This window comes from Mycetohabitans endofungorum (assembly GCF_037477895.1).
Taxonomy (GTDB): domain Bacteria; phylum Pseudomonadota; class Gammaproteobacteria; order Burkholderiales; family Burkholderiaceae; genus Mycetohabitans.
The window spans coordinates 2598343-2612388 of sequence record NZ_CP132744.1 but is presented as its reverse complement, the minus strand read 5'-3'; the positions used below and the strand labels follow the sequence as shown (position 1 = coordinate 2612388).

Below are 14046 nucleotides of genomic sequence, written 5' to 3'. Positions count from 1 at the left end.
ACTACTGGAGAGAAGCGATGAAAGCTTTGCTCGATCTATTCAAGCAAGTCCAACAAGAAGAAATTTTTGATGCGATCAAGATCGGTCTGGCCTCGCCGGACAAGATCCGGTCGTGGTCGTTTGGTGAAGTGAAGAAGCCGGAGACCATCAACTACCGCACGTTCAAGCCGGAGCGCGATGGTTTGTTCTGCGCGAAGATCTTCGGCCCAATTAAGGACTACGAGTGCCTGTGCGGCAAGTACAAGCGCTTGAAGCACCGCGGCGTAATCTGCGAGAAGTGTGGCGTTGAGGTGACGCTCGCGAAGGTGCGCCGCGAGCGCATGGGCCATATCGAGCTTGCCTCGCCGGTCGCGCACATTTGGTTCCTGAAGTCGCTGCCGTCGCGCCTGGGCATGGTGCTCGACATGACATTGCGCGACATCGAGCGCGTGCTGTACTTCGAAGCCTATGTCGTGATCGATCCGGGCATGACGCCGCTCAAGGCGCGGCAGATCATGACCGAAGAGGATTACTACAATAAGGTCGAGGAGTACGGTGATGAGTTCCGCGCCGAAATGGGCGCGGAAGGGGTGCGCGAGCTGCTGCGCTCGATCGACATCGATGCGCAGGTCGAGCAGCTTCGCACCGAGCTGAAGAACACCGGCTCCGAAGCGAAGATTAAGAAGTACGCGAAGCGCTTGAAGGTGCTCGAGGCATTCCAGCGTTCAGGCATCAAGCCGGACTGGATGATTCTCGAGGTGTTGCCGGTGCTGCCGCCGGAGTTGCGTCCGCTGGTGCCGCTGGACGGCGGCCGGTTCGCGACGTCGGACCTGAACGACCTGTATCGTCGTGTGATCAACCGTAACAACCGGTTGAAGCGTCTGCTTGAACTGAAGGCGCCCGAGATCATCGTGCGCAACGAAAAGCGGATGTTGCAGGAAGCGGTCGACTCGTTGCTCGACAATGGGCGCCGCGGCAAGGCGATGACCGGCGCCAATAAGCGACCGCTGAAGTCGCTTGCCGACATGATCAAGGGCAAGGGCGGCCGCTTCCGCCAGAACCTGCTCGGCAAGCGCGTCGACTACTCGGGCCGCTCGGTGATCGTCGTCGGTCCGACGCTCAAGCTCCACCAGTGTGGCCTGCCGAAGTTGATGGCGCTCGAGTTGTTCAAGCCGTTCATCTTCAACAAACTTGAGGTGATGGGCGTCGCGACGACGATCAAGGCGGCAAAGAAGGAAGTTGAAAGCCAGACGCCGGTCGTGTGGGACATCCTCGAAGAGGTGATCCGCGAGCACCCGGTGATGCTGAACCGCGCGCCGACGCTGCACCGTCTGGGGATCCAGGCGTTCGAGCCGGTGCTGATCGAAGGCAAGGCAATCCAACTGCACCCGCTTGTGTGCGCGGCGTTCAACGCCGACTTCGACGGCGACCAGATGGCCGTGCACGTGCCGCTGTCGCTTGAAGCGCAGATGGAGGCGCGCACGCTGATGCTCGCGTCCAACAACGTGTTGTTCCCGGCCAACGGCGATCCGTCGATCGTGCCGTCGCAAGATATCGTGCTGGGTCTGTACTACGCGACGCGCGAAGCGATCAATGCGAAGGGTGAAGGGATGACCTTCACCGGCGTGAGCGAAGTCCTGCGAGCATATGAGAACAAAGAAGTGGAGTTGGCCTCGCGCGTGAACGTGCGGATCACCGAGATGGTGGTCAACGAGGATCGCTCCGACGGTGCGCCGAAGTTTGTGCCGAAGGTCTCGCTGTATGCGACCACCGTTGGCCGTGCGATCTTGTCGGAGATCCTGCCGCCGGGTTTGCCGTTCAGCGTACTAAACAAACCGCTGAAGAAGAAGGAGATCTCGCGGCTAATTAACACGGCCTTCCGCCGTTGCGGCCTGCGCGAGACAGTGATCTTCGCTGACCAGCTGATGCAGTCCGGATTCCGGCTGGCCACGCGTGCCGGGATCTCGATCTGCGTCGACGACATGCTCGTGCCGCCGCAAAAGGAAACGATCGTGGGCGAGGCCGCCAAAAAGGTCAAGGAATACGATCGCCAGTACATGTCGGGCCTGGTCACCGCGCAGGAACGCTACAACAACGTGGTTGACATCTGGTCGGCGACGTCCGAGTCGGTCGGCAAGGCGATGATGGAGCAGCTGTCGACCGAACCGGTGGTAGACCGCGGCGGCAACGAGACGCGCCAGGAGTCGTTCAACTCGATCTACATGATGGCGGACTCCGGTGCCCGTGGTTCGGCGGTGCAGATTCGCCAATTGGCGGGCATGCGTGGGCTGATGGCCAAGCCGGATGGCTCGATCATTGAGACGCCGATTACCGCGAACTTCCGCGAAGGCCTGAACGTGCTGCAGTACTTCATCTCGACGCACGGCGCACGTAAAGGCTTGGCGGATACCGCGTTGAAGACGGCGAACTCGGGCTATCTGACCCGTCGTTTGGTTGACGTGACGCAGGACCTCGTGGTGGTCGAGGACGATTGCGGCACCAGCCAGGGCGTGGCAATGAAGGCGCTGGTCGAAGGCGGTGAAGTCGTCGAGGCCCTGCGCGACCGGATTCTCGGCCGCGTCGCGGTGGCCGACGTCGTCGATCCGGAAACCCAGGAGACACTGTACGAATCGGGCACGCTGCTGGACGAAACCGCAGTCGAGGAAATCGAGCGCCTCGGTATCGATGAAGTGCGCGTGCGCACGCCGTTGACCTGCGAAACGCGCTACGGGTTGTGCGCGAAGTGCTATGGTCGCGACTTGGGACGTGGCTCGCTGGTGAACGTGGGCGAGGCGGTCGGCGTGATCGCCGCGCAGTCGATCGGCGAGCCGGGTACGCAGCTGACGATGCGCACTTTCCACATCGGTGGCGCGGCTTCGCGCGCGGCGGTGGCCTCTAGCGTCGAGGCGAAGTCCAATGGTACCGCGCGCTTCACCGCGACGATGCGCTATGTCACGAACGCGAAGGGCGAGCAGATCGTCATTTCGCGCTCCGGCGAAGTGGTCATCGCGGACGATCACGGCCGCGAGCGCGAACGCCATAAGATTCCGTACGGTGCGACGCTGCTGCAGCTGGACGGCGTGCAGATCAAGGCCGGTACGCAGCTCGCGACGTGGGACCCGATGACGCGTCCGATCATCACCGAGTACGGTGGCACGGTGAAGTTCGAGAACGTCGAAGAGGGCGTGACCGTCGCGAAGCAGATCGACGAAGTGACCGGCCTGTCAACGCTCGTCGTGATCGACTCCAAGCGCCGCGGCTCGCAGTCGTCCAAGAGCGTGCGTCCGCAAGTGAAGCTGCTCGATGCGACCGGCGATGAAGTGAAGATTCCGGGAACCGAGCATGCGGTGCAGATCGGCTTCCAGGTCGGTGCGCTGATCACGGTAAAGGATGGTCAGCAAGTCCAAGTCGGTGAAGTGCTGGCGCGGATTCCGACCGAGTCGCAGAAGACGCGTGACATTACCGGCGGTCTGCCACGGGTTGCCGAGTTGTTCGAGGCGCGTTCGCCGAAGGATGCGGGCATCCTGGCGGAAGTCACCGGGACGGTGTCGTTTGGCAAGGACACGAAGGGCAAGCAGCGCCTGGTCATCACGGATCTGGACGGCAATCAGCACGAATTCCTGATCGCGAAGGAAAAGCAGGTGCTTGTGCACGATGGCCAGGTTGTCAACAAGGGCGAGATGATCGTGGACGGGCCGGCTGATCCGCACGACATCCTACGCTTGCAGGGCGTCGAAGCGCTGTCGCGCTACATCGTCGATGAAGTGCAAGACGTGTATCGTTTGCAGGGCGTGAAGATCAACGACAAGCACATTGAAGTGATCGTGCGCCAGATGCTGCGCCGCGTGCAAATCGTTGACAACGGCGATACGCGGTTCATCCCGGGCGAACAAGTCGAGCGTTCCGACATGCTCGACGAGAATGACCGGATGATCGCGGAAGACAAGCGGCCGGCAACCTACGAGAACGTGCTGCTGGGTATCACGAAGGCGTCGCTGTCGACCGATTCGTTCATCTCGGCTGCCTCGTTCCAGGAGACGACGCGCGTGCTGACCGAAGCCGCGATCATGGGCAAGCGCGACGACCTGCGTGGCCTGAAGGAGAACGTGATCGTCGGTCGCCTGATCCCGGCCGGTACGGGGCTTGCGTTCCACAAGGCGCGCAAGAGCAAGGAGACGGCGGATCGCGAGCGTTTCGAGCAGATTGCGGCAGAGGAAGAGCACGCGAGCCCATTCGACTTCGCCACGCCGGAAACGCCGGTCGAGCATCCGCATTCGGGAAACGAGTGACGCATGCTGCCGGCGACAGGTTGCGGCGCCGGCAGCCTCTTGTGACCGCATGACAGCGTGCCCGGCTAGGCACCGCGTGTTGGCAGACTGTCAGCCTGCGGCGCCCGATGGCTGAACACTGAACCCCACGTACGAGAGTGCGTGGGGTTTTGTCTTTATGTGGATCAAAGGAGCGTTCAGCGGTTGGAGATTAGAGGCAAGAGGCAGGGGGTAGGAGGTAGGGGATCGGGATCAAAGATCAGGGCCAGGGCCAGGGCCAGCGGACATCGGTCGACAATGAGAAGTTGGAATGGGTGCAGTTGGCATCCGGCCTGCCAGGGTCTTCAAGGCGGCGGACGCCAACTGTCACATAGGGCGAGACAGGGATTCGCATCAAGCCACGGCAGTTCGCAGTTTCCGGAGCCTGGTTCGGCGACATGCTGATAATCGATTCACGATCCGTTGCCCCGCAGGGCATGTCTTGCGCACCACTGTTGCTGGCGCGCCACCGAGAGGAGCCAAACTCGATGAATACCTTAGTGCAGCAGTGGAGTGGCCCATGGCTCAACACGGGACTGCAAACTCCTGAAGCCAACGCCAAGGGTGACAAGTTGGACGCACAGAGTGATAAACTCCCGCCCCACTTGAGCCTGTTGGGGCTGTCCTACCTAGATTTGGAGTGGGAAGACTCCGATGTCGAGGACAGCGACTCGGAGACCGATACATGGGCTCCCCCGACGCAGACGGCGCGCGACGGCACGAAAGCGAGCCCGTTCGGCACCGCATCGAATACGCCATCGAGCAGCGAAACATCGGCTTCACCAGCCTTCGGAGACCGCGCCTTTGTAATCCGTGCGCCGTTCGTTACCGTCAACGACGAGCAGGATTGGTCAGACGATGATTCGACCATCGTGGACGGGGCCGACACGAACACTGACACGACAGAATGTGGTTGTGACGACGAGTTTATTCCAGGCGATCCGAAGTATGCCACCCTTGATCATTTCATTGACCAGTACGAAGGTGATGACTTATCGAAGTGGAACGACATGGCCTCGGCCGATCAATGCATCCAGTTGGAGCGCCCGATTGCCGCGATGCAGATCCTGAGCGGCCAAGTCGATGGGGCCACCGATGAGATGAAGCAAGCCGCGCTGCAGTATGTCAACGACAATCCGTCGCTCAAGAGTGCGTTGCAAGGAACCGGTGCATTGAAGGATGATGGAACGGTCGACCAGGGAAAAATGGGCGACTTTTTAAAATCGGTTCATAAAAACCTGGAACAGGCCGATAACAATATCCAGGAGTATATGAAGAAGCACCCAGACGCCGATCCCGACTCGTTGGCAACGGCGCGCTCGGCTGCACTGCTGCAAGCCTACATCGCGATCACCGGCCAGTCCACGGGCCATCAGGATGCCGGTGGCAAGAACCATAACTACAACGGCGGAAAGGGCGGCGGCATGGTGGCGACTAAACAGCAGGTCTCCGATCTACAAAACAACAGCGGTTTCAGCGACGCGCTGAAGAATGCCGCGAAGGCATTGTCGACCAACGGCGGGTTCGACGCGCTTGACCGCGCCGGCGTTGACAAGGCGACGAACAAGGCCGACAACCTTATCAACGACGACAATCTGACCAGTTTCATCAAGGATGAGGCGCCGACGGACGAACAATCCGACCTGAGCTTTTTGAAAGACGCAGGCTTGAAAAACCTCACCGCCAATACCGATATCAGTACGCTGAATCAGGACATCTTCGCTCATCCGGACAAGTACACGGCGGAGCAAAAGGCCGCGGTCATGTGCAAGCTGATGCAGACGCTGATCAACGTGCAGGCCGGCGGTAGCGATCATTTACGCAACGTCGACGAGACAGTTAAAGTGCTCACGCAGGACATCCAGACACTGGCCAATGATCCGGCCGTGGGCGAGTACCTGAAGAAGAAACTGCCGCCCGAAATGGAGAACTTGGCGCAGTTGTTCGAAAAGGCGGGCGGCGGCGCAGCGGACAGTGCGCAAAATGCCGATTCCACCTCCAGCAGCAACGGCTCATCCGGCGCGAATCCGCTCGACATCATCGACACGATCAAGGACGCGGTCAAGGATACCAAGGACATTGGCTCATGGCTGACCCGTGGCGCCGGGGCGGCTGGTGAGGCTGCGGCAGAAACGGGTGAAGTCGCCACCAAGATTGCGACGACCGCTGCCCGCGTCGCGGGTAACGTGGCGGGCGAAGCGGTTGCCGGGATCGTCAGCGCGGTATCGACGGTGCTTGATGCACTCGGGCCAATTGGTGAAATTGCCGGCGTGATCGCAACGATTGTGTCTGCAATCGTCGAAGCGGTGCACAAGAAGCAAAATCAGGAGAAGTTTGCCGATAACGTGAATCCGACGCTGCAGCAATTCGGCATTCCATTGCCAACCTAATTCGCTGTTTGAACCAGATTATGCGACGAATCGTGTATCACCGCAGCGACGAGGTCATGCGTTTCGTCGCTGCGGCAACGGGCGAGACGAGCTACCACGACTGCACGACGATCGGGCTCGAAAAAGACGGCGATATCGTGGCTGGCGTGGTGTACCAGGGGTATAACGGCCCGAACGTGCTGATGCACTGCGCGATGCTGGAATCGCGTCATCTGCTGACGCCGGCGTTCCTGTCGGCGGTCTTTCTGTATCCGTTCGTGGTGCTCAACTGCCGGCGGGTGACAGGGTTGGTGCGCGCGGATAACCTGCGTGCGCAGCGGCTCGACGAGCACCTAGGTTTTCGGCGTGAAGGCCTCATGCGCGAGGGTGCCGGAGATGGCACGGATTTCATCCTCTATGGCATGCTCAAGCAGGAATGCCGCTTCCTGCGCGGACGATATTTACAGGCACTGCACAATGAGCTGGGGCTGGCCATGCCGAGGCCGGCGCAGGCCCGGCGCGCCGAACTGCCCAAGTGACTACTGGACGGCGGCCTGCATCGGCCATCGGGCAGATATCGCTTCCCGCGCGTGATTGGTAAAATGCACTGATCCGAACGCGCACGCTGCGTGCCGTTCCCATCCGTGGAGTTGCATGTCCCGCTGTCTTGCGTTGCTTAAAGAGGTCTTCGGCTATCCGGCGTTTCGCGGGCCGCAGGCCGATATCGTCGAACATGTCGCAGCGGGGCACGACAGCCTCGTGCTGATGCCCACCGGTGGCGGCAAGTCGTTGTGCTACCAGATTCCCGCGCTGGTGCGTCACGAAGCCGGCCTGGGCGCTGGCATCGTGGTGTCGCCGCTGATCGCGTTGATGCAGGACCAGGTCGCGGCGTTGACCGAGGCGGGGGTGCGGGCGGCCTATGTGAACTCGGCGCTCACCGCAGCCGAGGCGGCGGCAACCGAGCGCGCGTTCACGCGCGGTGAGTTGCAATTGTTGTACGTTGCACCGGAGCGACTGCTGACGGAGCGGTTTCTGGAACTGCTCGCGCGCAGCCGGATAGGGTTGTTTGCGATCGACGAAGCCCACTGCGTGTCGCAGTGGGGCCATGATTTTCGGCCCGAATACATGCAGCTATCCGCGTTGCATGAGCGTTTCCCGCAGGTGCCCCGCATCGCGTTGACCGCGACGGCGGATGCGCTCACGCGCGAGGAAATCATCGAGCGGCTCGCGCTGAACAACGCTCGGGTGTTTATATCGAGTTTCGACCGGCCGAACATTCGTTACCGGATCGTCGAGAAGGACAACGCGCGTGTGCAATTACTCGACTTTATCCGAGCCGAGCACACCAACGTGGACGGCACCACTGATTCGGGCATTGTCTATTGCCTGTCGCGGCGCAAGGTCGAGGAGACGGCCGACTGGCTCGTGCAGCAGGGGCTGCGCGCGTTGCCGTATCACGCCGGCATGGACGCGCAGCTTCGCCAGCGGCACCAGCAGGTCTTTCAGCGCGAGGAGGGTGTCGTAATGTGCGCGACAATCGCGTTTGGAATGGGGATCGACAAGCCGGATGTACGCTTCGTCGCGCATCTAGACCTGCCTAAGAGCATCGAGGGCTACTATCAGGAAACCGGCCGGGCCGGCCGCGATGGCCTCGCATCCAACGCATGGATGGCCTACGGGCTGGGCGACGTCGTGCAACAGCGCAAGATGATCGACGAGTCCGAGGCCGACGAACTGCACAAGCGAGTGCAAACGGCGAAGCTCGATGCGTTGCTTGGGTTGTGCGAGACGGCTGGATGCCGGCGCGTGCATCTGCTCGGCTATTTTGGCGAAACGGGCCAGCCATGTGGCAACTGTGATACCTGCCTGGAGCCGCCGGCAACCTGGGACGGCACGCGTGAGGCGCAGATGGCGCTCTCGTGCGTGTACCGTGCGCAGCGGGCCAGCGGCTTTGGATTTGGCGCGGGCCACTTGATCGACATATTGCGTGGCAATGCAACCGAGCGCGTCAAGCAGCGAAGGCATGACGCGTTAAGCACTTTTGGTATCGGCGCGGCGTTGTCAGAGGCACAATGGCGGGCGATTTTCCGTCAGTTGATTGCGCTCGGCCTGCTTGCAGTCGATCACGGAGGCCACGGCGTGTTGGTGCTCACGGAGGCGAGCAAGCCGGTGTTGAAGGGGGAGCGCAACATCACGCTGCGCCGATATGCTAAACCCAAACGGGTGCGCGAGGCGGATGGCGCGCGTCGCGGCGAGCGCACCGATCCGACCGCCGGTATGTCGCCACGCCAGCGTGCGCGCTGGGACCGGTTGCGCGCCTGGCGCAGCGAGACGGCCAAGGCCGATGGCGTGCCGGCCTACGTGATTTTTCACGATGCGACGTTGGCCGAACTGGCCCGCAGCGCGCCGGTTTCACTCGATGAGTTGCGCGGCGTACCGGGTCTGGGTGCGCGCAAATTCGAGCGCTTCGGTGACGAGCTGCTCGACGTGATCAACGACGATTGACGGCGGTAGTCGCTCCGCCGGCGTGATCTAATGCACGCAAACTGTTGACGTACTTGCAAATTTTGGATTACTATGCCAGGTTCCGGTATTCGGCGGAAGTGCGCTCGCGTCGCTGGTCGCCCTCTGTGTCACTGTGGGCCGGTCGATGGTTAGCATGGCGGGCACGGCACCATCGCCGCCGATATTCCGGTGTCGGTTCATCGGGTGGCGTGCGTGCAGCCATTCAGGTTCGCTTGCCCGGGCCTGCGTCGTCCGGTTTTATCTATTTCCAGGAATCAACAATGCCAACCATCAATCAATTGGTTCGCAAAGGCCGCACTTCGGAGCATGTGAAGAGCAAGAGTCCGGCCTTGCAGGACTGTCCGCAGCGTCGCGGTGTGTGCACTCGTGTGTACACGACGACGCCAAAAAAGCCGAACTCGGCGCTTCGTAAGGTCGCGAAAGTTCGTTTGACGAACGGCTTCGAGGTCATCTCGTACATCGGTGGTGAAGGCCACAACCTGCAGGAGCACTCGGTCGTGCTGATTCGCGGTGGCCGGGTCAAGGACTTGCCGGGTGTGCGTTACCACATGGTGCGCGGCTCGCTCGACACGCAAGGCGTCAAGGACCGTAAGCAGGCTCGTTCGAAGTACGGTGCGAAGCGCGCCAAGGCGGGTAAGTAAGCTGCATCGCCCGTCGATGCAAAGGCGGTGGTGCCGGATCGATCGGTGCTATCGAGTAAGTGGTCACCCGGCCAAGCTGGTTAGTCGTGAGATGGATCGGGTTAGTTGGTGGCCGCGGGGTGGGGAAAGCAACCGCTCCAACTGAACAGTCAAAGGAACAGAAATGCCGCGTCGTCGCGAAGTCCCCAAGCGGGAAATATTGCCGGACCCGAAGTTCGGTAATGTTGATGTTGCAAAATTCATGAACGTACTGATGCTGTCGGGCAAGAAGTCAGTGGCCGAACGCATCGTGTACGGGGCTTTCGAGCAAATCCAGGGCAAGGCCGGCAAGGACCCCCTGGAAGTGTTCACTGTCGCGCTGAGCAACGTGAAGCCGGTGGTTGAAGTGAAAAGCCGCCGCGTTGGAGGTGCGAACTACCAGGTTCCGGTCGAAGTGCGCCCGTCGCGTCGTATGGCATTGGCGATGCGCTGGTTGCGTGAGGCCGCGAAAAAGCGTAGCGAGAAGTCGATGGCGCTGCGCCTGGCCGGTGAACTGCTCGAGGCCGCGGAAGGTCGGGGCGGCGCGATGAAGAAGCGCGACGAAGTGCACCGGATGGCGGAAGCGAACAGAGCTTTCTCGCATTTCCGTTTCTAACGGCCGTTTAGGCTGGAAAGCCTGGTAAACGGAGAAGGAAATTCCGGGCGGGTGCGCTTCCGAAGCGCCTCGCCCGTTTGTGTTAAGGCGCACCGCGGTTCTTCCGCTGCGCAATCCTCTTGAGAGATTAAAGTGGCTCGTAAGACTCCTATCGAGCGTTACCGTAATATCGGTATCAGCGCTCACATCGACGCCGGCAAAACGACGACGACCGAGCGCATCCTGTTTTACACTGGTGTGAACCACAAGATCGGCGAAGTGCACGATGGTGCCGCGACGATGGACTGGATGGAGCAGGAGCAGGAACGTGGCATCACGATCACGTCCGCTGCGACGACGGCGTTCTGGAAAGGCATGGGTAACAACTACCCGGAACACCGCATCAACATCATCGACACGCCGGGACACGTGGACTTCACGATTGAGGTTGAGCGCTCGATGCGCGTGCTCGATGGCGCGTGCATGGTGTACTGCGCGGTCGGCGGCGTGCAGCCGCAGTCGGAAACCGTGTGGCGCCAGGCCAATAAGTACAAGGTGCCGCGGCTCGCGTTTGTGAACAAGATGGACCGTACCGGCGCAAACTTCTTCAAGGTGTACGACCAGTTGAAGACGCGCCTGAAGGCTAACCCGGTGCCGATCGTCGTGCCGATCGGTGCGGAGGAGTCGTTCAGGGGTGTCGTCGACCTATTGAAGATGAAGGCGATCATTTGGGACGACGCGTCGCAGGGAACGAAGTTCGAATATGCCGATATTCCGGCTGAACTCGTGGACACGTGTAACGAGTGGCGCGAGAAAATGATCGAGTCGGCGGCTGAGGCGAGCGAGACGCTGATGGAAAAGTATCTCGGTGGCGACGCGCTGACTGAAGCTGAGATCGTCAAGGCGCTGCGCGATCGTACGATCGCTTGCGAAATTCAGCCGATGTTGTGCGGGACCGCGTTTAAGAACAAGGGTGTGCAACGCATGCTGGACGCGGTGATCGACTTCCTGCCGTCGCCGGTCGACATTCCGCCAGTCAAGGGGGAGACCGAGAGTGGTGAGGATGCAGAGCGCAACGCATCCGACGACGAGAAATTCTCGGCGCTCGCGTTCAAGATCATGACGGACCCGTTCGTTGGCCAATTGATTTTCTTCCGCGTGTATTCGGGCGTCGTCAATTCTGGCGATACCGTGCTGAATTCGACGAAGGGCAAGAAGGAGCGCGTCGGACGGATTCTGCAAATGCACGCGAACCAGCGCGAGGAAATCAAAGAAGTGCGCGCTGGCGACATTGCCGCTGCGGTCGGCCTGAAGGAGGCGACCACCGGTGACACGCTGTGCGATCCGGCCAACCCGATCGTGCTTGAACGTATGGTGTTCCCGGAGCCGGTGATTTCGCAGGCCGTCGAGCCGAAGACGAAGGCCGACCAGGAAAAGATGGGCATCGCGCTGAACCGCCTGGCGCAGGAGGATCCGTCGTTCCGCGTCAAGACCGACGAGGAATCGGGCCAGACGATCATCTCGGGCATGGGCGAATTGCACCTGGAAATCCTGGTCGATCGGATGAGGCGCGAATTCAACGTCGAGGCGACGGTCGGCAAGCCGCAGGTTGCGTACCGCGAAACGATCCGCAGCTCGGCGGCGGACGTCGAAGGCAAGTTCGTCAAGCAGTCCGGCGGTCGCGGCCAATACGGCCATGCGGTGATCACGCTGGAGCCGAACGAGCAAGGCAAGGGCTATGAATTCCTTGACGAGATCAAGGGCGGCGTGATTCCGCGCGAGTACATCCCCGCGGTCGATAAGGGTATCCAGGAAACGCTCAAGAGCGGTGTGCTGGCCGGTTTCCCGGTCGTCGACGTGAAGGTGCACCTGACGTTCGGTTCGTACCACGACGTGGACTCGAACGAAAACGCGTTCCGGATGGCCGGCTCGATGGCGTTCAAGGAAGCGATGCGCCGGGCGAATCCGGTGATTCTCGAGCCGATGATGGCCGTCGAAGTCGAAACGCCGGAAGAGTACATGGGCAATGTGATGGGCGACCTGTCAGGTCGTCGCGGCATCGTGCAGGGCATGGAAGACATGGTCGGCGGCGGCAAGATCGTCCGTGCGGAAGTGCCGATGTCGGAAATGTTCGGCTATTCGACGTCGCTGCGCTCGCTGACGCAAGGCCGTGCGACCTACACGATGGAGTTCAAGCACTATGCCGAGGCTCCGCGTAACGTGGCTGATGCGATCATCAACGCGAAAGCGAAGTGATCGGTCGGCAAACTCATTCACGAACCACTATTGAAAGAAGAGAAACATGGCTAAAGGTAAATTTGAACGGACCAAGCCGCACGTGAACGTGGGCACGATCGGTCACGTTGACCATGGCAAGACCACGCTGACGGCGGCGATCGCGACGGTGCTGTCGTCGAAGTTTGGCGGCGAAGCGAAGAAGTACGACGAGATTGACGCGGCGCCGGAAGAGAAGGCCCGTGGCATCACGATCAACACGGCGCACATCGAGTACGAGACAGAGCAGCGTCACTATGCGCACGTGGACTGCCCGGGTCACGCGGACTACGTGAAGAACATGATCACGGGTGCGGCGCAGATGGACGGCGCAATCTTGGTGGTGTCGGCCGCAGACGGCCCGATGCCGCAAACGCGTGAGCACATTCTGCTGGCGCGTCAGGTGGGCGTGCCGTACATCATCGTGTTCCTGAATAAGTGCGACATGGTGGACGACGCAGAGCTGCTCGAGCTGGTGGAAATGGAAGTGCGCGAGCTGCTGTCCAAGTACGAGTTCCCGGGCGACGACACGCCGATCATCAAGGGCTCGGCGAAGCTGGCGCTGGAAGGGGATAAGGGCGAGTTGGGCGAGGCGGCGATCCTGAGTCTGGCCGATGCGCTGGACACGTACATTCCGACGCCCGAGCGTGCGGTGGATGGCACGTTCCTGATGCCGGTGGAAGACGTGTTCTCGATCTCGGGTCGTGGCACGGTGGTCACCGGGCGCGTGGAGCGCGGGGTGATCAAGGTCGGCGAGGAAATCGAGATTGTGGGCATCCGTGACACGACGAAGACGACGTGCACGGGCGTGGAGATGTTCCGCAAGCTGTTGGACCAGGGCCAGGCCGGGGACAACGTGGGTATTCTGCTGCGTGGCACTAAGCGCGAGGATGTGGAGCGTGGTCAAGTGCTGGCCAAGCCGGGCACGATCACGCCGCACACGCACTTCACGGCGGAAGTGTACGTGCTGAGCAAGGATGAGGGCGGGCGCCACACGCCGTTCTTCAACAACTACCGGCCGCAGTTCTACTTCCGCACGACGGACGTGACCGGCTCGATCGAGTTGCCCAAGGACAAGGAAATGGTGATGCCGGGTGACAATGTGTCGATCACGGTCAAGTTGATCGCACCGATCGCGATGGAAGAAGGCCTGCGCTTTGCGATCCGCGAAGGCGGCCGTACCGTCGGCGCCGGTGTCGTCGCCAAAATCATCGAGTAAAATCGCTGGTTTGCTGTAGCGGTACATTATAGTGTCCGGAGCGGGCTGCCCGTTTCTCGATTGGGGGCCTGCTTCACGTTCTTTGGTTATGGCGGTGCCATATCGCCTCGCTCTTTAC

General features: G+C 60.9%; 8 protein-coding genes. All 8 read left to right on the top strand.

The features are described 5' to 3' along the window. Window positions 1-17: 17 nt before the first annotated feature. The gene (gene rpoC, locus RA167_RS11515) at window positions 18-4268 is read left to right on the top strand and encodes a DNA-directed RNA polymerase subunit beta' (RefSeq protein WP_076785649.1); all 4251 of its coding nucleotides are present in this window, start codon (window positions 18-20) and stop codon (window positions 4266-4268) included. A gap of 506 nt (window positions 4269-4774) precedes the next feature. Then, on the top strand, window positions 4775-6676 hold the full coding sequence (locus RA167_RS11510) for a type III effector HrpK domain-containing protein (RefSeq protein WP_237574238.1): 1902 nt from the start codon (window positions 4775-4777) through the stop codon (window positions 6674-6676). Window positions 6677-6696: 20 nt separating this feature from the next. Beyond that, window positions 6697-7194 carry a GNAT family N-acetyltransferase gene (locus RA167_RS11505; protein ID WP_076785648.1) on the top strand — a complete coding sequence of 166 codons (498 nt, stop codon included), beginning with the start codon at window positions 6697-6699 and terminating at the stop codon, window positions 7192-7194. A 115-nt stretch (window positions 7195-7309) separates the two neighbouring features. After that, complete coding sequence (gene recQ / locus RA167_RS11500; protein ID WP_076785647.1) at window positions 7310-9160, top strand: DNA helicase RecQ; 1851 nt, start codon at window positions 7310-7312, stop codon at window positions 9158-9160. Between the two features lie 281 nt (window positions 9161-9441). After that, window positions 9442-9822 carry a 30S ribosomal protein S12 gene (gene rpsL, locus RA167_RS11495; RefSeq protein ID WP_041754145.1) on the top strand — a complete coding sequence of 127 codons (381 nt, stop codon included), beginning with the start codon at window positions 9442-9444 and terminating at the stop codon, window positions 9820-9822. A gap of 163 nt (window positions 9823-9985) precedes the next feature. Then, complete coding sequence (gene rpsG, locus RA167_RS11490; RefSeq protein WP_013434778.1) at window positions 9986-10456, top strand: 30S ribosomal protein S7; 471 nt, start codon at window positions 9986-9988, stop codon at window positions 10454-10456. Between the two features lie 132 nt (window positions 10457-10588). Beyond that, window positions 10589-12691 (top strand): elongation factor G, encoded by a 2103-nt coding sequence (fusA, locus tag RA167_RS11485; RefSeq protein WP_076785646.1) that lies wholly within the window; start codon window positions 10589-10591, stop codon window positions 12689-12691. 46 nt (window positions 12692-12737) lie between these two features. After that, window positions 12738-13928: an elongation factor Tu gene (gene tuf, locus RA167_RS11480; protein WP_076785645.1), complete on the top strand. Its 1191-nt coding sequence runs from the start codon at window positions 12738-12740 to the stop codon at window positions 13926-13928. The last annotated feature ends 118 nt before the right edge of the window (window positions 13929-14046 follow it).

Bases quoted from the DNA above. Each gene is read 5' to 3' on its own strand.
- recQ (WP_076785647.1), top strand. From the start codon at position 7,310: ATGTCCCGCTGTCTTGCGTTGCTTAAAGAGGTCTTCGGCTATCCGGCG.
- RA167_RS11510 (WP_237574238.1), top strand. From the start codon at position 4,775: ATGAATACCTTAGTGCAGCAGTGGAGTGGCCCATGGCTCAACACGGGA.
- rpsL (WP_041754145.1), top strand. From the start codon at position 9,442: ATGCCAACCATCAATCAATTGGTTCGCAAAGGCCGCACTTCGGAGCAT.
- rpoC (WP_076785649.1), top strand. From the start codon at position 18: ATGAAAGCTTTGCTCGATCTATTCAAGCAAGTCCAACAAGAAGAAATT.
- tuf (WP_076785645.1), top strand. From the start codon at position 12,738: ATGGCTAAAGGTAAATTTGAACGGACCAAGCCGCACGTGAACGTGGGC.
- RA167_RS11505 (WP_076785648.1), top strand. From the start codon at position 6,697: ATGCGACGAATCGTGTATCACCGCAGCGACGAGGTCATGCGTTTCGTC.
- rpsG (WP_013434778.1), top strand. From the start codon at position 9,986: ATGCCGCGTCGTCGCGAAGTCCCCAAGCGGGAAATATTGCCGGACCCG.